Below are 22,045 nucleotides of genomic sequence, written 5' to 3'. Positions count from 1 at the left end.
TATTAAATCCGTAATATTAGTTGAAAGAATATTCAAATAATAATTGTATCTTTGCAAAAATTTTAAAATATTTAATGAATTTATTTACGGAGACCAATTTAAGTCCTGACATTCTTAAGGCAATTGGCGAACTGGGTTACGAAAGCCCGACAGAAATCCAAAAACAGACTATCCCTTTTATTCTTTCAGATATTCGCGATTTGATCGCACTTGCGCAGACAGGGACAGGCAAAACAGCAGCGTTTTCGCTTCCGATTTTGGATATGATTGACGATACGAGTCGCAAAATCCAATTTTTGGTGCTTTGTCCGACACGAGAATTATGTCTTCAAATTGCTAAAGACATAAAAAATTACACGAAATACATGCCGAATGTAAAATCTACAGCAGTGTATGGAGGGAGCAGTATTATGGATCAGATGAGATCTTTAAAGGATAAACCACAAATTATTGTAGGTACTCCTGGAAGAGTGATCGACTTGATTAACAGAAAAGCATTAGACTTTTCAGCGATTCATTGGTTGGTTTTAGATGAAGCCGATGAAATGCTTTCAATGGGTTTCAAAGACGAGTTGGAAACAATTTTGAGTGAAACACCAGAGACAAAGCAAACTTTCTTATTCTCTGCTACAATGAGCAAAGAGGTAGAAAGAATTTCTAAAAATTATTTAACAAAACCGCACAGAATTTCTGTTGGTTCTATTAACGAAGTTAAGAAGAACATCAGACACGAATATTATGTTGCAGGTTACCGTCAGAAAAAAGAGGCTTTGAAGAGATTAATCGATTCAAATCCTAATCAGTATTCAATTATTTTCTGTAGAACTAGAATGGAAACTCAAGAAGTTGCAGATTTCTTGATGCAGAATGGTTACGCAGCAGATGCGCTTCATGGGGATCTTTCTCAAGCGCAGAGAGATACGGTAATGAAGAAATTCAGATTGAAGAATATTGATATTTTGGTTGCAACAGATGTTGCGGCAAGAGGTTTGGATGTAAATTCACTTACTCACGTAATTCATTATTCTTTACCAGACGATCCGGAAGTATTCGTTCACAGAAGTGGTAGAACGGGTAGAGCAGGAAAAGATGGTGTTTCTATCTCTTTAATTAAGCCAGAAGAAAGCAGAAAACTTAAGCAAATAAAAGCAGTTACAAAAATTGAAATCGTTGAGGCAAAAATTCCTAGCGGTGAAGATATTGTGAAAGCTCAAGTTGGTGGTGTTTTCGAAAGATTGTTTGAAGTACACGAAGATTTCTTTGAGTTTGATGATTCTTTAATCCCAGATCTTTCTGAGTTTACTAAGGAAGAATTGGTGCACAAACTGCTTCAGTTTCAATTGAAAGATCTTGCGTTGTACTACAAAGACAGACATGATCTTCTAGAGCAGAAACTTAGCAACAGAGATGATGATAGAGGTGGAAGAGACAGAAGAGATCGTGACAGAGATAGAGGTAGAGACCGCGATAGAGGTGAGAGAGGTGATAGAAGAGAAAGAGGCGGAAAACCTAGAAAGAAAAACGAAAATATGACAAGGTTTTTCTTCAATCTTGGTAAAAAAGATCAATTGAAGAAAGTAGATGTTTTAGATATCATCAATAAAGCTACTGCCGGGAAAGGTAAAAAAAGAGCTGAAATCGGAGATATCGAGATCTTAGAAAAATTCTCGTTCTTCGAGGTTGAAAAAGATTTCAAAGACAATCTTTTGAGTAATCTTACCACTATGAAATTTAGAGGGAAAGAAATGAGAGCAGAAGTAGCCAATTAATTGGTGAAAAATCATATAAAAACCGGCCTTTTGGTCGGTTTTTTATTTGGATATCAATGAATTAAGCAATGTTAATAAAACTTAACATTAGAATGTTTCATGGTAGGTGCTTTTTTAAGAAATTTGCACACGAATTATAATAAATACTTACAATGGGAATTGGTAATATTTTCCACGCTTTTCAGCCTAAAGACAAAATCTTCTTCGTACTTTTTGAAAAAGTAACAGACAACCTTGTGGCCATGTCAGAAGAATTTAATCACGGAATTAAAGATTTCGATCTTAACGACGATTCACTTCTGAAGAAAATGAGCGATTATGAGCACAAAAATGATGAGCTTACACACGAAATCTTCATTGAACTTGGGAAAAACTTTATCACACCTTTCGACCGTGAAGATATCCATACTTTGGCTACTGGTCTAGATGATATTGCAGATTATATCTATGCTTCGGCAAAATATATATTCCTTTACAAATCTCCAGAGATGAAAGCGTATGCAGATTTCTCTCTTTTGATTCAAAAAGCTTGTATTGAGATTCAAAACGCAATGAAAAACCTTAAAGGTTTCAAAAATATGGAGCAAGTGAAAGAAGCTTGTATCAAAGTAAATTCTATCGAAAACATTGCAGATGACCTTCTTTCAAACTCTATGGTTGAGCTTTTTGAAAGCAATGATGCGATCAACGTGATCAAGGTTTCTTCTGTTCTAAACTATCTTGAGGTAGTTACAGACAAAGCAGAAGACGTAGCCAATACGATCGAAAACATCATGATTAAATACGCTTAAACAAGAGATTTAAACAATGGAATTTCCTATTTTATTGATAGTGATTATCGCATTGGCGCTTATTTTTGATTACATTAATGGTTTTCATGATGCAGCCAATTCTATTGCCACTATCGTATCTACAAAAGTTTTAACTCCGTTTCAGGCCGTACTTTGGGCAGCATTGTGGAACTTTGCCGCTTTCTTTATCGCCGCCTACATTATCGGAGAATTCAAGATCGGAAACACGATTGCAAAAACGGTTAATGAAAATTTTATTAACCTTGAAGTAATTTTCTCTGGTCTTATTGCCGCCATCGCTTGGAATCTTTTAACATGGTGGTTCGGTATTCCGTCATCATCTTCACATACCTTAATTGGTGGTTTTCTTGGTGCAGCTTTAATGCACGCTTTCTCTATGGATTATCAAGCAGTAGCAGCTGCGCATCCTGAATATGGAGTGTTGGAAACAGTTAAAGAAGCATTTAGCCAAGTAACGCATCAGAGCGTGGTGAAGTTTGAAAAAGTTATTCCAATTTTCCTTTTCATCTTCATGGCTCCAATTATAGGGATGATTATTTCGATAATTATTACCTTAATTATCGTTCATCTTTACAAAAGATCTAATCCTCACAAAGCTGATAAATCTTTCAAGAGATTGCAGTTGGCTTCTTCGGCTTTGTTCAGTTTGGGACATGGTTTGAATGATGCTCAAAAAGTAATGGGAATTATTGGTGCTGCATTGATTTTTTACCACGTTGAAGTTTTAAAAGATCCTGTATATTTAGGTCTAGAATCAGCAAAACGTTTTGATTACTTTGCACAGCATTATCTTTGGGTTCCTTTGGTTTCTTTCATCGCTATTGCATTGGGAACAATGAGTGGTGGTTGGAAGATCATCAAAACAATGGGTACTAAAATTACAAAAGTAACCTCTTTGGAAGGTGTAAGTGCTGAAACTGCAGGTGCAATCACGTTATTCTTAACAGATCACTTCGGTATCCCGGTTTCTACAACGCATACCATTACGGGTTCTATTATTGGAGTTGGTTTAACGAAAAGAATCTCTGCCGTAAGATGGGGGGTTACAGTAAGCCTACTTTGGGCTTGGGTTTTAACAATCCCAATCTCTGCCATCGTTGCTGGAATTACCTATCTTTTAGTAACAGCTTTCTCTTAATAAGTTTAAACTTAAAAATATTAAAACTTTGCTCTTTCGGGCAAAGTTTTTTGTTTCCCAACCCCTCAGAAAATTGTATTTTTGCTTAAACGATTTTTATTTTATGGAATTTTTAGACCGATACCAACAGATTGTTGCAGAAGCAATCAATAAATACACTTTTAAAGACAAACCCGCAGAACTTTATGACCCGATGAATTACATCATTTCTCATGGAGGGAAGCGTCTTCGTCCGATTATGGTTCTTATGGCATGCGACCTTTTCGGAGGCGACATGAAGCAAGCGATAAAGCCAGCTCTTGCTATCGAGTTTTTCCATAATTTTACTTTAATCCATGATGATATTATGGATGAAGCTCCGTTAAGAAGAAATAAACCTACTATTCATACCCTTCATGGCATCAATACCGGGATTCTTTCTGGTGATGGTTTAATGCTAAAAGCATACAAATTCTTCGAAGACCTTGAACCTGAAATTTTCAAAGCGTGTGTAAGAATTTTTACCCATACAGGTTTATTGTTGTGTGAAGGACAGCAATACGACATCAATTTCGAAACAAAAGAAGATGTTACTTTTGATGATTACATCAGAATGATTACCTATAAAACAGGGGTTTTAAGCGCATCGTCTTTCGAGATTGGAGCGATGATTGCGAAAGCAAGTTTTAAAGATGCAAAAGCAATCTTTAACTTCGGGAAACATATTGGTATTGCCTTCCAGATTATGGACGATTATTTGGATGTTTTCGGAGATCAGGCACAATTCGGGAAAAAACACGCAGGAGATATTTACGAAAACAAAAAGACTGTTCTTTATCTTTTAGCAAGAGAGCACGCTACAGAAGAAGAAAGAAGGGAGCTAGATTTCTGGTACTCTAAAAAGACGGATAATATAGATAAAGTTTACGGTGTAGAAAAGATTTTCAGAAGAACGGGTGTAGACGAAAAAGCACTAAGATTAATTGAAAAACACAATGAAATAGGGCAAAGCTATCTTCATAAAATCGATATCGACGAAGAAAAGAAAAAACCTTTCGCAGAACTTGCCAATTATTTATTGAGAAGAGAAAGCTAAATTAGGTAATAGGAATTAGGGTTTAGTAAATAGTTTCTTTCAAACAGCAAAATTAAGCCCTGGTTTCTAAATCCTAAAATCTAGAAAATGAAATTCCGTACAGAAGTAAACATTAAAGCATCTCAAAAAAAGATTCAGATTGAAGATAAAATATTTTCGATTGGATCTTGTTTTGCCTCAGAAATGACAGATCTTTTGAAAAAAGGTCAGATTCAGACTGAAAACAATCCTTTTGGGACTATTTTTAACCCATTTTCAATTCGAAATGCAATAAAAAGACTTCATGATGCCCATTTTTATACCGCAGATGAGCTGGTTGCGTTCAATGATGAATTTATTTCACTAGATCATCACACCAATTTTGATACACGATACATTCATCAAACTTTAGATAAAATTAATGAATTTCTTGAGGCAGGAAACTCATTTCTTCAAAACAGTAATTGGATTATCATTACCTACGGAACTTCCTTTATTTATGAATTTTTGCCTAAAAAGAAGTTGGTTGCAAACTGTCATAAAATTCCGCAAAAGTTTTTCGAAAAACGACTACTCACTCATACCGAACTTGTAGATTCTATGAGAGAGTCTATTCATTTGTTGAATGATATTTGTAGCGACGATGTTCAAATCCTTTTCACAGTTTCACCAGTTCGTCACACCAAAGACGGGATGACGGAAAATATGCTCAGTAAATCCAAATTAATTACTGCAGTACACGAAGTGATTCCCGAATTTGAAAACTGCCATTATCTTCCAGTTTACGAAATTTTAATGGACGATTTAAGGGATTATCGTTTTTACAAGGAAGATTTAATTCATCCTACAGAACAGGCAATTCACTATATTTTTGAGCAATTTGGAGAAGCTTTTTTCTCTAATGAAACAAAAGACTTCATTAAAGAAAATTTTAAACTTGGAAGAGCTTTACAACATCGAACTCAAGATGAAAAAGATCCGAAGTTTATCGAATTCAGAGAAAAATTGATGGAGAAAATTGAGTCGCAAAGGCAAAAAGTGAAGCATAAAATATTCTAATTTGTCATTGCGGGAAACTAAGCAATCTCATGAACTTTTAAAGTATCTTGAATAAATTTCCACGCTTTGCTCGCAATGATATCCACATCCAACAATTATGATTGATACACATACACACTTATACGCAGAAGAATTTGATGAAGATAGAAAAGAAACCATTCAAAGAGCTTTAGATAAAGGAGTTTCAGAATTTTATCTTCCTGCAATTGATTCGGAGTCTCACGAAAAAATGTTGCAATTAGAAGCGGAATATCCTAACCAGATTTTTTCGATGATGGGGCTTCATCCTTGTTATGTAAAGCCGGAATCTTGGGAAAAAGAGCTCGAAATTGTTAAAAATTATCTCGACCAAAGAGATTTTCCTGCGATTGGAGAAATTGGGCTTGATTTGTATTGGGACAAAACGACTTTAGATATACAAGTAAAAGCTTTTGAGCAACAAATCGATTGGGCTATTGAAAAAGATTTGCCTATCGTAATTCATACCAGAGAAAGTTTTGATGAAACTTTTGAAGTTTTAGAACGAAAAAAACACCCCAAATTAAGAGGTATTTTCCATTGTTTTTCTGGAAATTTGGAGCAAGCAAAACACGCAATTGAACTTAATTTTATTTTAGGAATTGGAGGCGTTGTAACCTTTAAAAATGGTAAAATTGACCAGTTTTTGAATGAAATTCCTTTAGATAAAATCGTTTTAGAAACAGATTCTCCTTACTTGGCGCCGGTTCCGTTTCGTGGTAAGCGAAATGAGAGTTCATACCTCGATTTAGTTGCGGGAAAATTAGTTGATATTTACGGAGTAGATTTTACCGAAATTGATAGAATAACGACTGAAAATGCGAAGAAAATGTTTGCTAACTAATAGATAAGCCTTCCAATGCGGAAGGCTTTTTTCTTATTTCTTTCTCGTGAAATTTTTATTTTTTGGTTTGCTAAAACCAATATTTCCTTCTGGTTTTGGCTTTCTTTTATTATTGCCTCTATTTTTATTGGAAGCTTGATTTCCTGATGGTTTTTGTTTTTGAGAAGCTCCTGCAGGAACAGGTTTGTTGTTAGAATCTCTTTTTTGCGCCACCAAATCGTCGGTGTGAAAAGGATGGTCTTTTACGACTGGGATTTTCTTACCAATTAATTTTTCAGTATTTCGTAAATTCAAAATATCTAGACTGTCTACAAATGATATTGAATTTCCTTCCGCTCCGGCTCTTCCAGTTCTTCCGATACGGTGTACGTAAGTTTCAGAAACATCAGAAAGCTCAAAATTGATAACATATTTTAGTTCATCAATATCAATTCCTCTTGCGGCAATGTCTGTAGCGACAAGAATCCTTGTTTTTCCGGATTTAAAATTACTTAATGCATTTTGTCTTGCATTCTGAGATTTGTCGCCGTGGATCGCTTCTGCTGAGATATTACTTTTTTGAAGTTTTCTAGCAATTTTATCTGCTCCATGTTTAGTTCTTGAAAAAACAAGTACCGAATCTGAAACATTGTGCTGTAGAATATGCGTCAAAAGATTTAGTTTATCTTCTCTTTCCACAAAATATACCGATTGCTGAATAGTTTCTGCCGTTGAAGAAACCGGCGTTACTTCCACTTTTACCGGATTGTTTAAGATAGAATCTGCTAATTTCTGAATTTCAGAAGGCATCGTTGCAGAGAAGAACAAAGTTTGTCTTCTTTGAGGCAAAAGTTTAATAATTCTTTTTACATCATGCACAAAACCCATATCGAGCATTCTGTCTGCTTCATCTAAAACAAAGATTTCCAGTTCTTTTAAGCTGATAATTCCTTGTGCAATAAAATCAAGCAATCTTCCGGGTGTCGCCACCAAAATATCAACACCTTTTCTTAATGCAGCCTCTTGATTTCCCTGTTTTACGCCGCCAAAAATTACCAAATGTTGAAGTGGTAAATATTTTCCGTAGGCTTTAATGTTTTCTTCAATCTGAATCGCAAGTTCTCTTGTTGGCGTCAGTATTAAAGCTTTGATATGTTTTCCTTTTTTGATGCTTTGAGACAAATTCTGAAGGATAGGTATGGCAAAAGCCGCTGTTTTTCCTGTTCCCGTTTGCGCGCAACCCAAAAAATCTTTACGTTGAAGAATTTCTGGGATAGATTTTTCCTGAATTGGAGTAGGATTGGTATATCCCTGTTCTCCAATGGCTTTTATAATAGGTTCAATTAAATTGAGCTCTGTAAATTTCAATGAATATAAATTTAAATTAAAAAATTCCCTCATCTTGAAGGAATTGGATTTGCAAAGTTAACTTAAATATTTTTAAAAAGGCTTATTCTACTTTTTTCCAGTCTTGGTTATGCCTTAAATCTTCAAAAAAGCGATACACTTCAACTAGTTTTTCGGAACCTTTTTTACCATAATCTTCAACTTTTTTTGTAGTTCCGTCTGCAAATTTAACAGTAAGGTAAGAGGTTGCCATATCAGTAACGTTTCTGTTTCCATATTTTTCGTTCAAACTTTTTACTTTCAGACCATCTAACAATTGAATAAGTTTTTGGTAGTCTGCTTCTTTTATTATTCCTGTAAAAGTACCTTCTCTTGGTTTATCAAATTCGCCTTTACTGAAGGTTTTAGAGAAATTAAAATGTTCTGCTTCAAAAATTGCGGTTCTATCTGGATTAATAGTGATTGTAAAAATCGGACAAGATCCGAAACATGCTCCAGCTTTATATTCTACAGTAGAATACTTTTGCAGTGATTTTTGAGTTGCGCAAGAAAGCATAAATACAGAGGCAAAAAGCATCATTAGATATTTCATAAAATTATTTTTTTCTTATCTCTCAATAACTGTTCCATAGTTTTTACAAAGTGGCTTTTTAAAAGGGAGGAAGTGTTTTTTGTCTATTTTTTTGTTATTTTGAATCTTCAAACCGAACATCATGTATAATTTCATTAAATCGATCTTAAAAAATATAATTCCGAAAGAGGTTTTAATTAAAAATGAAGATCATTTAAGAAGATTATTGAAACCTCTATACGCTGGAAGTTTGTATGAATGCGGTATTTGTAAAACAAAATTGAAAAGTTTTGCGAAATTGGAAAACGGCGATTTACTTTGCCCGATTTGCGGAAGTTTACCAAGAACCAGAAGACTCAATTTGATGCTGGAAAATGAATTTTTAAAATCAGGAGCTTATTTCCTTGATTTTTCGCCATCTAGAATGTTGTATAAGAAATGGAAAAAAAGGAGTGATATTCATTATTTTCCAACAGACTTCGAAAATGAGTTTCTTTCTGATTATCAATTTGATATCACTGCAATAAACTCCGAAGAAAATAATTTTAACTTAATTGTTTGTTATCATATTTTAGAACATATTATTGATGATGAAAAGGCAATTTCAGAGTTGTATCGTGTATTGAAGAAAGGAGGTTCCTTGCTTGTTCAAATACCTTTTAAAGAGGGAGAAATCTACGAAGATTTTTCAAAAACAACAGAAGCAGAAAGATTAGAATATTTCGGGCAGAAGGATCATGTGCGAATTTATTCTGTAAAAGGTTTGGAAGAACGCCTAAAAAAGGCAGGCTTTAAAACAGCAGTCCGAGGTTTTGAAGAAAATCAATATTTAGGATTATCCCAAAATGAATTTGTGATTGTCTGTAAAAAATAAAGGAAGAGTTTTTTTGCTCTTCCTTTTTTTATTTTATCATTTTGGAAACTCTATCCGTGAAGTTGTTTCCAAATGGCGTCTTTAAGTTCCATTGTTCCTTCTCCTGTAACTCCCGAGAAGAACAAAGGTTGCTTGTTTTCAGGGAATTCGGCAGAGATTTCTTTCTTTAATTCATCATCTAAAAGATCAGATTTTGAAATCGAAATAATAAAATCTTTATCTAAAAGTTCTGGGTTGTATTCTTTCAATTCATTTTCCAGAATCTTAAATTCTTGGAAGTGATCTTCAGAATCTGCTGGAATTAAAAACAGGAGAATTGAATTTCTTTCAATATGTCTTAAGAATCTATGTCCTAAACCTTTACCTTCGGCTGCACCTTCAATAATCCCCGGAATATCTGCCATTACGAAAGACTTGTAATTTCTATAATCTACAATTCCTAAATTGGGCGTTAAAGTGGTGAAAGCGTAATTGGCAATTTTTGGTTTTGCTGCAGAAACAGAAGCTAAAAGCGTAGATTTACCAGCATTTGGGAAACCAACTAGACCTACATCTGCTAAAATTTTAAGCTCGAAAACTACGTAACCTTCCTCACCTTCACCTCCCGGTTGTGCAAAACGTGGCGTCTGGTTGGTGGAAGATTTAAAAAATTCATTTCCTTTTCCGCCCATTCCGCCTTCCATAAGAATGATTTCTTGGCCGTCTTCTAAAATCTCACCAATAATTTCGCCATCTTCATTTTTGGCGATAGTTCCGATTGGAACGTTGATGTAAACATCTGCTCCATAAGCTCCGGTAAGCTGGTTTTTTCCTCCGTTTTCACCACGTTCTGCTTTTACGTGACGGGTGTAACGCAGGGGAAGTAAAGTCCATTCGTGGGCATTTCCTCTCATAATAACATGACCGCCTCGACCTCCGTCTCCGCCATCAGGGCCACCTTTAGGAATATACTTTTCGCGGCGAAGATGGGCAGAACCTGCACCTCCGTGACCGCTTTTACAATGAATTTTTACGTAATCTACAAAATTAGACATATATTATTTGTTGCGAGTTACAAGTTACGGGATTGGAAACTCTAATCCCGTTCCCCGCATCTCGATTATTTTACTTTTTCTACTTCTGCGAAAAGCTTTTCAGAGATTTCAGTGATGTCTCCAACACCGTTTATCTCTACATATTTACCTTGTTGTTTGTACAATTCGGCAACTTCAGCAGTTTTTGCGTAGTATTCTTTTATTCTGTTTTCAATGATTTCAACATTGCTGTCGTCTGATCTTCCGCTTACTTCGCCTCTTTTTAATAGTCTTTCAACCAAAATTTGATCTTCTACCACTAAAGAAAGACAAACATCGATCTCATCATTTAGCTCTTCTTTTACGATTTTTTCTAAAGCCTCTGTTTGCACGGCTGTTCTTGGGTAACCATCGAATATAAACCCAGAAGCATCGGTCGGTTTTCTAATCTCGTCAATTAGCATGTCTGTTGTTACTTGATCCGGAACCAATTCTCCCTTATCAATGTAAGATTTTGCTAGTTTACCAAGCTCGGTGTCGTTTTTCATATTAAATCTGAAAAGATCACCAGTAGAAATTTGTTTAAGGTTAAATTTTTCGATCAAGTTTTGGGCCTGAGTTCCTTTACCACTTCCCGGAGGGCCGAACAATACGATGTTGATCATTGTTTAAATTTTATTAGATATAATTATATTGAATAATTCTGCAAAATTACTAATTATTTATGAATTCTATTTCCTGAGCTTTCTCATACGTGTGATGGGGGAGCCTTTTTTTCAATATTTAAAGTAAAATATTACCATAATTCTAGAATTTTGACAGGCTCGAAATCCCGTGTATGCCCTTTTTTAATAGTTTTGGAAACAGCAATTTATTTTTTATGAAGAAAAAACTATTCTGTGTTTTGTCGCTTTCAATGGCTTTAGGAATGTCTTTAGTGAAGGGGCAAGCAAGTTTAAATTTTGATGGGATTAATGATTATGTTTCAAATACAAGTATCCCAGTAACAGGAACGGGTTCTCGCACTATCGAAGCTTGGATTAAAACCACTAAAAACTCTGATCAGACGTCTGCAGGCGGGCAAGGGCAAAGCGCTATTGTAGATATGGGGGGTACAGGTACTGTACAAAGATTCACTTTTAATGTTTTCTATGGAAATCGTTTAAGAATTGAATTCAATGGAGGTGGTGTGAACTGTGACACAACAACAACTTCACCTTTGAATGATGGACTTTGGCATCATGTTGCTGTGGTTTGGAATTCTACACTTAGTGGAGCCGCAAGAGTTCAGTTTTATGTAGATGGTGTTGCTGCGGCAAATCAATCAGGATCTTCTTTAACGATAACTCCTAACACACCTACGACGGGAACTTTCAGAATTGGTACCCGTGTTGATGGAATTAATTTTTTTCAAGGAAGTATTGACGATGTGAGAATTTGGAATTACGCGAGAACTGCATCTGAAATTCAGGCCAACATGAATACTGAATTTTGTGGTACTCAAACAGGTTTGGTGCGTTACTATAAATTTAACGAAGGTACTCCATCTGCAAACAATACTGTTACCGCAATCAATGATTATTCTAGTAATAACTCTACTGCTACAGCGACTAATTTTTCTTTGTTAGGAACTACCTCTAATTTTGATGCTGGAAAAACGCTTACCCAGTCTACAATTGATGGAACGGTTACTTTAGGTAGTTCTACATTAACAGCCAATCAAGCAGGAGCAACCTATCAATGGTACGATTGTACTACAAATACGCCAATTTCTGGAGCAACGAGCCAGGTTTATTCTCCATCGGCTTTAGGAAACTACTCGGTAATGGTAAATCTTAATGGTTGTATTACGATGTCTTCTTGTACAAATGTTACCAATTTGAGTACAGCAGAAGCGGCAATGGTAAAAACAAAAGAGATGAAGGCTTATCCAAATCCTTCTTCAGGAACTTTCTATTTTAATATGGAAGGAAATAAAGCGCCGAAATCTATTTCGGTATACGATTATTCAGGGAAGGTAGTTTCTTCTGCGGTAGATTTTAAAGTGAACGGAAAAGAAATTTCTTTCAACCTAGATGCTCCGAAAGGAAATTATTTTGCAAGAATCATCATGGAAGATGGTACAAGCTACCAATCCAAACTTATTAAAAACTAAATGATGAGAGAAGAAAAAAACGTAAGCTTTTGGCTTACGTTTTCTTTTTTTATTCGTTAATTTTTCCGTCTTCTAATTGATACAAATCTGCTAGATTTCTTCCCAACTCATCATAATCTAGACCATAGCCAAGAACAAACTTGTTAGGGATTTCTTTTCCAATGTAATCTAGTTTGAAATCTTTCTTGTAAACTTCAGGCTTCAAAAGGAAAGAAGCGATTTTTACAGATTTTGGACGTTGCGTTTCGTTGAAATATTTGAAAAGACTTTCTACCGTATTTCCTGTATCTACAATATCTTCTACCAAGATAATGTGGCGGTCTTTTACATCTTTTGTAAGCTCCATTTTTTGGTACACAATCCCTGTAGATTCTGTTCCTACATAAGAACTCATCTGAATAAATGCAATCTCACATTCTCCCGGGTAATGCTTCAAAAGGTCAGAGAAGAACATAATTACTCCGTTTAAAACTCCAATGAAAACAGGAACTTCGTCCTTGTAATCTTCATAAATTTTAAGAGCCGTAGCTTTTACAATCTCCTGAATTTCGGCGTCCTTTAAATAAGGAACAAAAGTTTTGTCGTGAACTTTAATACTCTCCATAAAATTTTTTAGTAGACGGCAAAGTTACAGATTTTTGATGGTTTATTAAAGTGTGTGAAAAGTTTGAGGCGGGAATTTTTTGAAAAATTACTGTTGTAAAAAAAAAAGAAAAAGTGTCTTTGCAATTTGTTAGCAATACAGATTTTGGAAAGTAATACTACATATATAGATCCTTTAAAAGATAATTAAATATAGTATTAATCCCATGATTTCCACCTCTTCAAAAATAAAATCCCTCACAAATTTGCTCACGCAATTTTTTAAAAGTAATTTTGCATGAATCTAAAATAAAAGTAACATATGTCAACGTACGTTGTTGTAGGTCTTCAGTATGGAGATGAGGGTAAAGGTAAAATTACAGACGTTTTATCGGCAAAATCAGATTACGTGGTGCGTTTCCAAGGTGGAGACAATGCGGGTCATACGGTTTATGTGGGTGAAGAAAAATTCGTTTTACACCTTCTTCCATCGGGAGTTCTGCAGTGCAAAGGGAAGTGTATCATTGCCAATGGAGTAGTGGTAAATCCTAAATCTTTCATTAAGGAGGTGAATCAAATCGAAAGCAAAGGGCTTAAGACGGATCACATTTTTATCAGCAGAAGAGCGCATGTCATCATGCCTTACCACATTCTTTTGGATACTTACCGTGAGGAAGAGCACGGAGGAACGCAAATTGGAACTACTAAAAAAGGAATCGGACCTTGCTACGAAGATAAAATCGCGAGAGTAGGGATTAGAATGATTGACCTTTTAAATCCTGAAATTTTAAGAGATAAAATCGAGAAAAACTTAAAAATTAAGAATTCTCTTTTTGAAAAATATTACGGTAAACCAACACTAGATGTTGAAGAAATCTACAACGAATATTTAGAAATCGGTAGACAACTTCAAGACAGAATCGTAGATACTGAGCTAGAATTGAACGAAGCCATCAGAGATGGTAAAAACGTTTTATTTGAAGGAGCTCAAGCGTTGATGTTGGATATCGACTTTGGAACCTATCCTTATGTTACATCATCTTCTCCGTCTACAGGAGGAGTTTGCTCTGGAGCGGGTGTGCCTCCAACTTCACTTCAAAACTTAATTGGTGTTGCTAAAGCATATTGTACAAGAGTAGGAAACGGACCTTTCCCTTCTGAATTGGATAATGAATTAGGAGAAAGCATCAGACAAATTGGAGGTGAATTCGGTGCAACTACAGGTAGACCAAGAAGAACAGGTTGGCTAGACCTTGTTTCTTTGAAACACGCTTGTATGATTAACGGAATCAACAATCTTGTTATTACTAAACTTGACGTTCTCACAGGAATCGAAAACCTAAAAGTTGTAACTCATTATAAAACAGAAGACGGTAAAATTATCGATTATTTTACTTCTTCTACAGAAAAATTGTACAACTACGAGCCAATCTACCAAGATTTACCAGGTTGGAAAGAAGATATCACAAAAGCAAGAAGCTACGACGAACTTCCAAAAACAGCACAAGAATACATCGAGTTTATCGAGAAGTATTTAGGAATTAATGTATATTTAGTTTCTGTTGGACCAGAAAGAAGTCAAAATATAATCAGAAAAGAATTGTTCTAATTTCAGACTTTCAAAATATCAAAACCGTCTTTTAAAGGCGGTTTTTTTGTTTGATGAATAATACAAAAATTCATGAAACATATTCCATGAATTTTATTTTTAAGGAAATTGTCAACTGTCTTTAGATATGTGGAAATTTAATTATTGTTCTTTAAAAATGTAAAATATTACAGCTAATTTATTAAAAATATTTATTTTTGCTATCTTAAAAAACTAAAACCATGAATTTTAATTTCAAAAAAATAGTACCTGTATGTATAGGTATCTTTTTCTCAAGTCTTTTTATGGGGCAATCTCCTGCAATAGAATGGCAAAAGTCTTTAGGCGGAGCAGGTGTTGATGAAGCAAAATCTATCATTCAAACTTCTGATGGTGGTTATATGATTGCGGGAACTTCCAACTCAATTAATGGTGATGTTGGAGGGAATCATGGTCAGTTAGATTATTGGATAGCCAAATTGAATTCTACAGGATCTATCCAATGGCAAAAATCTTTAGGTGGGAGTAGTTTTGATAGAGCGAATTGTATTATACAAACGAATGATGGGGGGTATGTAGTTGTTGGTGGGAGCGAGTCGAACAATGGCAATGTAGCCGGAAATCATGGTTATTCTGATTGCTGGATTGTAAAATTAAATTCTGACGGAGGAGTTATTGAATGGCAAAAATCTTTGGGGGGAACTTGGAATGACTGGGCTAATTCTGTTATTCAAACTTCTGATGGAGGTTATGTGATTGCTGGTGCTACTTCGTCGAATAATGGTGATGTAACCGTAAATAAAGGATATATAGATTATTGGCTAATAAAGTTAGATTCAGGAGGAAATCTTCTATGGCAAAGGACATTAGGTGGCGCTGGGGAAGATGTTGCCACTTCAGTTTTACAGACTAATGATGGGGGGTTAGTAGTTTCAGGATATTCTGAATCAAATAATAATGGAGATGTAACTGGAAATCATGGTCTTAAAGATTTTTGGATTGTTAAATTAAATGAAGATGCTGGAGTCATCCATTGGAAAAAATCTTTTGGAGGTTCACATGTTGAATTAGCGCACTCAATTAAGCAAACATCCGATGGAGGTTATATCGTGGCTGGTCATGCTTATTCTAATAATGGGGATATAACCGGAAACCATGGCGAAACTGATTGCTGGGTTGTAAAATTAAATTCCTCAGGAAATATTCAATGGCAAAAATCTTTGGGGGGAACTTATGTGGATTCGGCATATTCTATTGTTCAAACTGTAGATGGTGGTTATGTGGTTACGGGAGGATCTAGTTCTGTTAATGGTGATGTAATTGGGCTTCATCTACCGGCAACAACAGGGTATGGAGGTGCACCTAATTATGATTTTTGGGCTGTAAAACTAAGTGCTATAGGTGATATTTTGTGGCAGAAATGCTTAGGAGGGTCTGGAAGCGATGTGGCATATTCTATTATATGGACAAATGATGGTGGCTACGCTATCGCTGGTATGTCCAATTCAAATAATGGAGATGTAAGTGGAAATCATGGTGATAATGACTATTGGGTCGTGAAACTTGCTCCAGATAATTTATTGGCTACTAATGAAATATCGAAAAATATTGCTATCAATGTTTATCCAAATCCAGTGAAAGAAACCATTATTTTAAAGGTTGATTATTTTACTCCTTTAATGGAAGTTGTGGTTACTGATTTAAATGGAAGAGTACTTCATAATCAAAAATTGGAAGGAATGACAACAAAAATAAATACTTCTATGCTGGAAAAAGGAGTTTATTGGTTAAACATAACTGGAGGGATTCAAAAAATAACTAAAAAACTCATTAAGGAATAACTTGCCTTTTGTTAATATGTAAAACCGTCTTTTTAAAGGCGGTTTTTTGTTTGATTATTAATGGAATGTGTGTGCATTCTCATTCTCAAGAGTTTTATTTTTTTTAAGCATAAAAATGAAAATAAGAAATCTAAAAACAAAAAAACCTCTGAAAAATCAGAGGTTTGTGTACCATTAACTGGAGATATTTCGAAACATTTGGTGGAAGATTTAGAAAGAATTGTAGAAATAAAAAATTCTGTCATGTGACTTCGACGAGCGTCTATGCAAACACTATCTGGATAATGTTTAAAAATTGTAAAAAGTTATTGCCGAATAATTTTTTGAGCTTTGATTGCTCAAAATTTTCCAGGATATATTTTCTACTTACATAGTTTATGAGATAGTACTGACAAAAAAGAAATAGAAGACTTTACACTTGCTTTTTCTGTAAGAACTCAAAAAGAACGATTTACTTATATTTGCCATGCAAAGCAAATTCAAATGTTCAAAAAAGTACTCACACTATCTATTCTTAGCTTTTATTCTGTTTTTTGTTCGGCGCAACAGATTAGACCTTCAAAATCATCAGAAATTTATCGTGAAATTAAAACACTTAAAAATCTACCTAAAGTTTTGTATCTCGCAGCTCATCCCGACGATGAAAATACGGGGCTACTCTCTTGGTTAATTAATGATCAAAATGTAGAAACTGCTTATTTATCTTTAACAAGAGGTGATGGCGGACAGAATTTATTAGGAACTGAGCAAGGTTCTGCATTGGGTTTAATTAGAACACACGAGCTTTTAGAAGCAAGAAAATTAGATGGTGCCCAACAGTTTTTTACCCGTGCAATAGATTTTGGATTTTCTAAAAATACGACAGATACTTTTAAACAATGGGATGCAGATAATATTACAGCAGATGTAGTTTGGGTTATTCGAAATTTCCGACCAGATGTTATTATTTGCCGTTTTCCTCCTACTGCAGCGGCTGGACATGGGCAACATGCAGCTTCGGCGGTAGTTGCTGAAAAAGCTTTTAATTTGGCGGGTGATAAAAAAGCTTTTCCAGAGCAGCTAAAGTATGTAAATGTTTGGCAGCCTAAACGTGTTTTGTGGAATACTTTCAGGTTTGGTTCAGTAAATACCACTGATGAAAATCAATTGAAAGTTACAGTTGGTCAATACGATGCACAATTAGGAATGGGGTATGGTGAATTGGCTGGTTTAAGCAGGAGTTTACATAAAAGCCAGGGAGCCGGAACGCAATCTGTAGCGGGTGTTAAAACTGAATATTTTGCCCACGTTATTGGTGAACCAGCAAAAGCAAATCTTTTTGATGGGGTGGCAAAAAACTGGGCTGCAAAAGGTAATGCGGATATCGATGAATCTTTAGATAAAATTATTTCGGAATTCAATTTTAATAAGCCAGATCTTAGTTTGTCTGCTTTGCTTTCTTTACGAAAAAAGTTGATGTCTTTAAAAGATGCTGACTTGAAAAAAGATAAACTTAAATCTCTTGACCATATTATTTTGAGTTGTACTGGTTTTATGGGCGAAGTAGTCACTAATCAAGCTGAAGCTGTTGCAGGAGAACAGTATAATTTTAGATTAAATCTAATTTCTAGAGCTGAAAATCCTGTCGTTTTAGAAAATGTAAAATGGCTAAATCAATCGGAAAACTTTAACCGAAAATTATCAAAAGATTCTTTAATTACCATTCCGCACGATATTCAAATTCCTACAGATGCAGCGCTTACAGAACCTTACTGGTTGGCGAGGCCAGCGAAAAATGAAGCAACTTATTCTGTCCCAAATGATACTTTAATTGGTTTGCCAGAGACAGAATCACCATTAAATGTTTTGCTAAATTTAAAAATAGGTTCAGAAAATTTTGAGGTTAAACTTCCTTTATCTTTCAAAAAATTAGATCCTGTTCGTGGTGATGTGGTGGAAGCTTTGCGTATTGTTCCTGCACTAGAACTAAAATTTACCCAATCACTTTATCTGGTGAAAGAAAATGAAGATTTACATTTAAGTTTAAATTTAAAAAATAACATCAACAAACAATTTGATAACGGGAAATTAAACTTATTGTACAACGGACAACAGTTAGGTGGAGGAGTTTTAAAATCAATTAATGGAAAAGATATTACTGTTGATTACGTTATTCCAAAAGCTAAATTGGCTTCAATAGAATCCAATCATTTACAATTGGATGCCAATTTTGTTGCAGATGGAATTGCTTACGATAAAAAAAAGGTAGTAATTCAGTATTCACATTTGCCTTCTTTACAATATTTTGCGCCTGCTACTGCCATCATTATGAAAGGTGATATTCAGGCAAAGGCTAAAAAAGTTGGTTATATTGAAGGTGCGGGAGATTTTATTCCAGAATTTCTGCGAATTGCAGGTATTCAGGTTGATGTTTTAAAAGATGAAGATTTCTACGGAAACGCAGAAGAATCTGGCGGAAGTCAAAATAAACTTTCTCAATATGATGCGATTGTAATGGGTGTTCGCGCAAATAACACAGAGAAAAAATTGGCTAGATGGATGCCTTTTTTATGGTCTTATGTAAAAGCAGGTGGTAATTTGGTGATGCAGTACAATACTAATCAAGATACAACAGTTGAACAATTAGGAATATATAATTTTAGTATTGCGAATAAACGTGTTACTGAAGAAAATGCTGAAGTTAAATTTTTAAATCCAAAGCATAAATTACTGAACTTCCCCAATAAAATTACCACGGAAGATTTTAAGGGTTGGGTACAAGAGCGTGGTGCTTATTTTCCTGTTCAATGGGATGCGGCGTACGAACCGCTTTTTGAAATGCATGATACCGGTGAAGAACCTTTGCAGGGATCAACTTTATATGCAAAATACGGAAAAGGTAATTTTATTTACTCTCCATTGGCGTTTTTCAGACAGTTGCCTGCCGGAAATGTAGGGGCTGCTCGTTTATTTTTAAACTTTTTATCTGCAGAAAAAAACTAATGAACAAACAACTTAAAAATTGGAACATCTGGTATATCTTACTCGCAGTTGCGTTGATAGGTCAGATTGTATTTTATTATTTCTTTACTAAATTTTGGCAATGAGTACAATAGATTGGACGGTTCTTATCATCACACTGGTTGCAGTGGTTGTCTACGGTGTATTCATCGGTCGTGGACAAAAAAGCAACGAATCTTACCTGAAAGCAGATAATAAAATGCCTTGGTATATTGTACTGATTGGTATTATGGCGACTCAGGCGAGTGCGATTACTTTTCTTTCTGCACCAGGACAGGCTTATACAGACGGAATGCGTTTTGTGCAGTATTACTTTGGCTTGCCTTTGGCGATGATCGTAATTTGCATCACTTTTATCCCAATTTTTCAGCGTTTAAATGTTTATACGGCTTACGAATATTTAGAAAACCGTTTTGATAAAAAAACTAGAGTACTCACATCTCTGCTTTTTCTTTTTTCGAGAGGTTTATCAACGGGAATCAGCATTTATGCGCCAAGTATTATTTTATCAAGTGTTTTAAACTGGAATATTTATTTAACGAATATTTTAACGGGCGGAATATTGATGATTTATACCTATCTTGGTGGTGCAAAAGCCATTGCTCATACCCAAAAGTTACAGTTTTTGATTATTTTGGGAACAATGGCTTTTGCGGGTTATTTACTCATTCAAAATATGCCGAATGGAATTGGTTTTAAAGATGCTCTTTATCTTTCTGGGAAATCTGGAAAGTTGAATGTGATCACAACAGAGTTTGATTGGAAAGATAAATACAATATTTGGAGCGGATTGATTGGTGGTTTTTTTCTGGCACTATCTTATTTTGGGACAGATCAAAGTCAGGTTGGAAGATATATCACAGCGAAAGATACTACCAATGCAAAAATGGGCTTGTTGCTTAATGGATTGGTTAAAATTCCGATGCAATTTTCGATTCTTTTAATTGGTGCTTTGCTTTTTGCGTTCTTTTCATTAAAGCCAGCTCCGATTTATTTTAATGAAAATTCCTATCAAAATTTAAAGAATTCAAAACCTGAACAAGCAGCAGTTTTTGAAAAAGAACATCAAGATTTACAGGCAAAATTCAATGCAGAATCGAAAGAAATTTTAAAACTCAAAGAAATAAATTCTCCTAAACTTAATGAAATCATTCAGGAGTTTAAAGAAACGCAATCTCAAATAAAAAATCTTCATAGTAGAGTAGAAGAAGCTATTAATACATCCAATTTCAATGCAGAGAAAACAGATACCAATTATATTTTCTTGTATTTCGTAAAAAATACATTACCTGTCGGAATGATTGGGTTGTTGTTTGCGGTGATTTTTTTGGCGAGTTGGGGCTCAATTTCAGCGGCATTAAATTCTCTTGCAGCTTGTTCATTAAAAGATGTACATCTTATTTTTAAAAAAGAACTTCCCGATGAAAAAACTGAATTACGATATAGCCGTTTACACACTTTAGCTTGGGGGATTTTCTCAATTGCGGTCGCAATGTTTGCTACACAAATGGGTTCTCTTATTGAAGCGGTAAATGTATTGGGTTCGCTTTTTTATGGTCCAATTTTGGGAATTTTTCTGGTTGCATTTTACTTTAAAAAAATCAATGGAGCTAACGTTTTTGTTTCAGCTATTTTATCAGAAATTGTGGTGATTACCGTTTATCAGTTCGATATAGTTTCTTTTCTTTGGTTAAACGTAATCGGAGCTGTTGCGGTCATTATATTTTCGACTATTGGGTTGCTATTTTGTAAACCGAAAACTGTAAATTCGTAAACAAATAAATAGAAATATTATGAGAACAACAATTAAATCTGCAACTGTACTTTTTGCGGCATTAACGATTTCTGTGAATACTTTTGCTCAAGAAGCTAAAAAGCCTGCAAGTCCGCCTGCTGCTGCGACGGGGAAGGTTAAAGATGCTACAATCACCATAAATTATAGCAGTCCTTCGGTAAAAGGTCGTGAAATTTGGGGTAATTTGGTAGCGTACAATCAGGTTTGGCGTGCAGGAGCTAATGAAGCTACAACTTTTGAAACAGATAAAAACATTACCATTCAAGGGAAATCATTGCCTGCTGGTAAATATAGTTTTTTCTTAATTCCTAAAGATTCAGGAACTTGGACGGCAATTTTCAATAAAGAATCAAAACAATGGGGAGCTTATAAATATGACGAAAAACACGATGCTCTACGTGTGAATGTAAAAACAAAAGCTTTACCCGTAACACAGGAAACTTTGGTTTATAAAATCAACAAAAATGGTTTCACAATGGATTGGGACAAAATCTCTGTTCCTGTAGAGATAAAATAAATTAAAATCCCGTTCATTCGGGATTTTTTTCGATTTCAAATAAACGTTTTATTTGCAGTCAAAAAAAGATGAATCATACGGATTCATCT

The 22,045-nt window shown here is 34.9% G+C and carries 18 protein-coding genes; 13 read left to right on the top strand and 5 right to left on the bottom strand.

Annotation, left to right across the window (positions count from 1 at the left end; translation table 11 throughout):
- The first annotated feature begins 74 nt into the window (after window positions 1-74).
- The 6 genes from AC2A1D_RS03635 (at window position 75) to AC2A1D_RS03610 (ending at window position 6,694) form a co-directional block, all read left to right on the top strand.
- Window positions 75-1,769, top strand: a complete 1,695-nt coding sequence (locus AC2A1D_RS03635; RefSeq protein WP_484042310.1) for a DEAD/DEAH box helicase — start codon at window positions 75-77, stop codon at window positions 1,767-1,769.
- Between the two features lie 152 nt (window positions 1,770-1,921).
- Window positions 1,922-2,560, top strand: a complete 639-nt coding sequence (locus AC2A1D_RS03630; protein WP_484042309.1) for a DUF47 domain-containing protein — start codon at window positions 1,922-1,924, stop codon at window positions 2,558-2,560.
- 16 nt (window positions 2,561-2,576) lie between these two features.
- Window positions 2,577-3,719 carry an anion permease gene (locus tag AC2A1D_RS03625; RefSeq protein ID WP_484042308.1) on the top strand — a complete coding sequence of 381 codons (1,143 nt, stop codon included), beginning with the start codon at window positions 2,577-2,579 and terminating at the stop codon, window positions 3,717-3,719.
- A 103-nt stretch (window positions 3,720-3,822) separates the two neighbouring features.
- Window positions 3,823-4,794, top strand: coding sequence for a polyprenyl synthetase family protein (locus AC2A1D_RS03620; protein ID WP_484042307.1), 972 nt, complete (start codon window positions 3,823-3,825; stop codon window positions 4,792-4,794).
- Between the two features lie 87 nt (window positions 4,795-4,881).
- A complete protein-coding gene (locus AC2A1D_RS03615) occupies window positions 4,882-5,832 on the top strand; it encodes a GSCFA domain-containing protein (RefSeq protein WP_484042306.1) in 951 nt (316 codons plus the stop codon).
- Between the two features lie 97 nt (window positions 5,833-5,929).
- Window positions 5,930-6,694: a TatD family hydrolase gene (locus AC2A1D_RS03610; RefSeq protein ID WP_484042305.1), complete on the top strand. Its 765-nt coding sequence runs from the start codon at window positions 5,930-5,932 to the stop codon at window positions 6,692-6,694.
- Window positions 6,695-6,727: 33 nt separating this feature from the next.
- On the opposite strand, the gene AC2A1D_RS03605 is transcribed toward AC2A1D_RS03610, so the two are convergent.
- Together AC2A1D_RS03605 and AC2A1D_RS03600 are read right to left on the bottom strand one after the other, a co-directional pair.
- Entirely contained in the window at window positions 6,728-8,041 is a 1,314-nt protein-coding gene (locus tag AC2A1D_RS03605) for a DEAD/DEAH box helicase (RefSeq protein WP_484042304.1), read from the bottom strand.
- Window positions 8,042-8,123: 82 nt separating this feature from the next.
- Window positions 8,124-8,612 (bottom strand): DUF6438 domain-containing protein, encoded by a 489-nt coding sequence (locus tag AC2A1D_RS03600; protein WP_484042303.1) that lies wholly within the window; start codon window positions 8,610-8,612, stop codon window positions 8,124-8,126.
- A 121-nt stretch (window positions 8,613-8,733) separates the two neighbouring features.
- Here AC2A1D_RS03600 and AC2A1D_RS03595 point away from each other — a divergent pair, with 121 nt between their 5' ends.
- Complete coding sequence (locus AC2A1D_RS03595) at window positions 8,734-9,465, top strand: class I SAM-dependent methyltransferase (RefSeq protein WP_484042302.1); 732 nt, start codon at window positions 8,734-8,736, stop codon at window positions 9,463-9,465.
- Window positions 9,466-9,515: 50 nt separating this feature from the next.
- On the opposite strand, the gene obgE is transcribed toward AC2A1D_RS03595, so the two are convergent.
- Together obgE and AC2A1D_RS03585 are read right to left on the bottom strand one after the other, a co-directional pair.
- Window positions 9,516-10,499 carry a GTPase ObgE gene (gene obgE, locus AC2A1D_RS03590; protein WP_484042301.1) on the bottom strand — a complete coding sequence of 328 codons (984 nt, stop codon included), beginning with the start codon at window positions 10,497-10,499 and terminating at the stop codon, window positions 9,516-9,518.
- A 65-nt stretch (window positions 10,500-10,564) separates the two neighbouring features.
- Window positions 10,565-11,143, bottom strand: a complete 579-nt coding sequence (locus tag AC2A1D_RS03585) for an adenylate kinase (RefSeq protein ID WP_484042300.1) — start codon at window positions 11,141-11,143, stop codon at window positions 10,565-10,567.
- Between the two features lie 215 nt (window positions 11,144-11,358).
- Between AC2A1D_RS03585 and AC2A1D_RS03580 the strand changes: the two genes are divergently transcribed.
- A complete protein-coding gene (locus AC2A1D_RS03580; protein ID WP_484042299.1) occupies window positions 11,359-12,633 on the top strand; it encodes a LamG-like jellyroll fold domain-containing protein in 1,275 nt (424 codons plus the stop codon).
- Window positions 12,634-12,682: 49 nt separating this feature from the next.
- Here the strand turns inward: AC2A1D_RS03580 and AC2A1D_RS03575 are convergent, their stop codons facing one another.
- On the bottom strand, window positions 12,683-13,237 hold the full coding sequence (locus tag AC2A1D_RS03575) for a phosphoribosyltransferase (protein ID WP_484042298.1): 555 nt from the start codon (window positions 13,235-13,237) through the stop codon (window positions 12,683-12,685).
- Between the two features lie 300 nt (window positions 13,238-13,537).
- Here AC2A1D_RS03575 and AC2A1D_RS03570 point away from each other — a divergent pair, with 300 nt between their 5' ends.
- The 5 genes from AC2A1D_RS03570 to AC2A1D_RS03550 all read left to right on the top strand — a co-directional run bounded on the left by AC2A1D_RS03570 (window position 13,538) and on the right by AC2A1D_RS03550 (window position 21,956).
- Complete coding sequence (locus AC2A1D_RS03570) at window positions 13,538-14,824, top strand: adenylosuccinate synthase (protein ID WP_484042297.1); 1,287 nt, start codon at window positions 13,538-13,540, stop codon at window positions 14,822-14,824.
- Between the two features lie 221 nt (window positions 14,825-15,045).
- Entirely contained in the window at window positions 15,046-16,644 is a 1,599-nt protein-coding gene (locus tag AC2A1D_RS03565; RefSeq protein ID WP_484042296.1) for a T9SS type A sorting domain-containing protein, read from the top strand.
- A gap of 483 nt (window positions 16,645-17,127) precedes the next feature.
- The gene (locus AC2A1D_RS03560; protein ID WP_484042295.1) at window positions 17,128-19,626 is read left to right on the top strand and encodes a PIG-L family deacetylase; all 2,499 of its coding nucleotides are present in this window, start codon (window positions 17,128-17,130) and stop codon (window positions 19,624-19,626) included.
- Window positions 19,627-19,726: 100 nt separating this feature from the next.
- Window positions 19,727-21,418, top strand: a complete 1,692-nt coding sequence (locus AC2A1D_RS03555; protein ID WP_484042294.1) for a sodium:solute symporter family protein — start codon at window positions 19,727-19,729, stop codon at window positions 21,416-21,418.
- 19 nt (window positions 21,419-21,437) lie between these two features.
- Window positions 21,438-21,956, top strand: coding sequence for a DUF2911 domain-containing protein (locus AC2A1D_RS03550; protein WP_484042293.1), 519 nt, complete (start codon window positions 21,438-21,440; stop codon window positions 21,954-21,956).
- Window positions 21,957-22,045: the final 89 nt, after the last annotated feature.

The sequence above is a fragment of the Chryseobacterium sp. HNCC26DJ239 genome, assembly GCF_057180445.1.
The sequence above is the reverse complement of the archived record's forward strand: the minus strand, read 5'-3'. Positions and strand labels throughout refer to the sequence as shown.

Coding starts and splice junctions, on each gene's coding strand:
- AC2A1D_RS03635 (WP_484042310.1), top strand. CDS start 75: ATGAATTTATTTACGGAGACCAATTTAAGTCCTGACATTCTTAAGGCA.
- AC2A1D_RS03630 (WP_484042309.1), top strand. CDS start 1,922: ATGGGAATTGGTAATATTTTCCACGCTTTTCAGCCTAAAGACAAAATC.
- AC2A1D_RS03625 (WP_484042308.1), top strand. CDS start 2,577: ATGGAATTTCCTATTTTATTGATAGTGATTATCGCATTGGCGCTTATT.
- AC2A1D_RS03620 (WP_484042307.1), top strand. CDS start 3,823: ATGGAATTTTTAGACCGATACCAACAGATTGTTGCAGAAGCAATCAAT.
- AC2A1D_RS03615 (WP_484042306.1), top strand. CDS start 4,882: ATGAAATTCCGTACAGAAGTAAACATTAAAGCATCTCAAAAAAAGATT.
- AC2A1D_RS03610 (WP_484042305.1), top strand. CDS start 5,930: ATGATTGATACACATACACACTTATACGCAGAAGAATTTGATGAAGAT.
- AC2A1D_RS03600 (WP_484042303.1), bottom strand. CDS start 8,612: ATGAAATATCTAATGATGCTTTTTGCCTCTGTATTTATGCTTTCTTGC.
- AC2A1D_RS03595 (WP_484042302.1), top strand. CDS start 8,734: ATGTATAATTTCATTAAATCGATCTTAAAAAATATAATTCCGAAAGAG.
- obgE (WP_484042301.1), bottom strand. CDS start 10,499: ATGTCTAATTTTGTAGATTACGTAAAAATTCATTGTAAAAGCGGTCAC.
- AC2A1D_RS03585 (WP_484042300.1), bottom strand. CDS start 11,143: ATGATCAACATCGTATTGTTCGGCCCTCCGGGAAGTGGTAAAGGAACT.
- AC2A1D_RS03580 (WP_484042299.1), top strand. CDS start 11,359: ATGAAGAAAAAACTATTCTGTGTTTTGTCGCTTTCAATGGCTTTAGGA.
- AC2A1D_RS03575 (WP_484042298.1), bottom strand. CDS start 13,237: ATGGAGAGTATTAAAGTTCACGACAAAACTTTTGTTCCTTATTTAAAG.
- AC2A1D_RS03570 (WP_484042297.1), top strand. CDS start 13,538: ATGTCAACGTACGTTGTTGTAGGTCTTCAGTATGGAGATGAGGGTAAA.
- AC2A1D_RS03565 (WP_484042296.1), top strand. CDS start 15,046: ATGAATTTTAATTTCAAAAAAATAGTACCTGTATGTATAGGTATCTTT.
- AC2A1D_RS03560 (WP_484042295.1), top strand. CDS start 17,128: ATGTTCAAAAAAGTACTCACACTATCTATTCTTAGCTTTTATTCTGTT.
- AC2A1D_RS03555 (WP_484042294.1), top strand. CDS start 19,727: ATGAGTACAATAGATTGGACGGTTCTTATCATCACACTGGTTGCAGTG.
- AC2A1D_RS03550 (WP_484042293.1), top strand. CDS start 21,438: ATGAGAACAACAATTAAATCTGCAACTGTACTTTTTGCGGCATTAACG.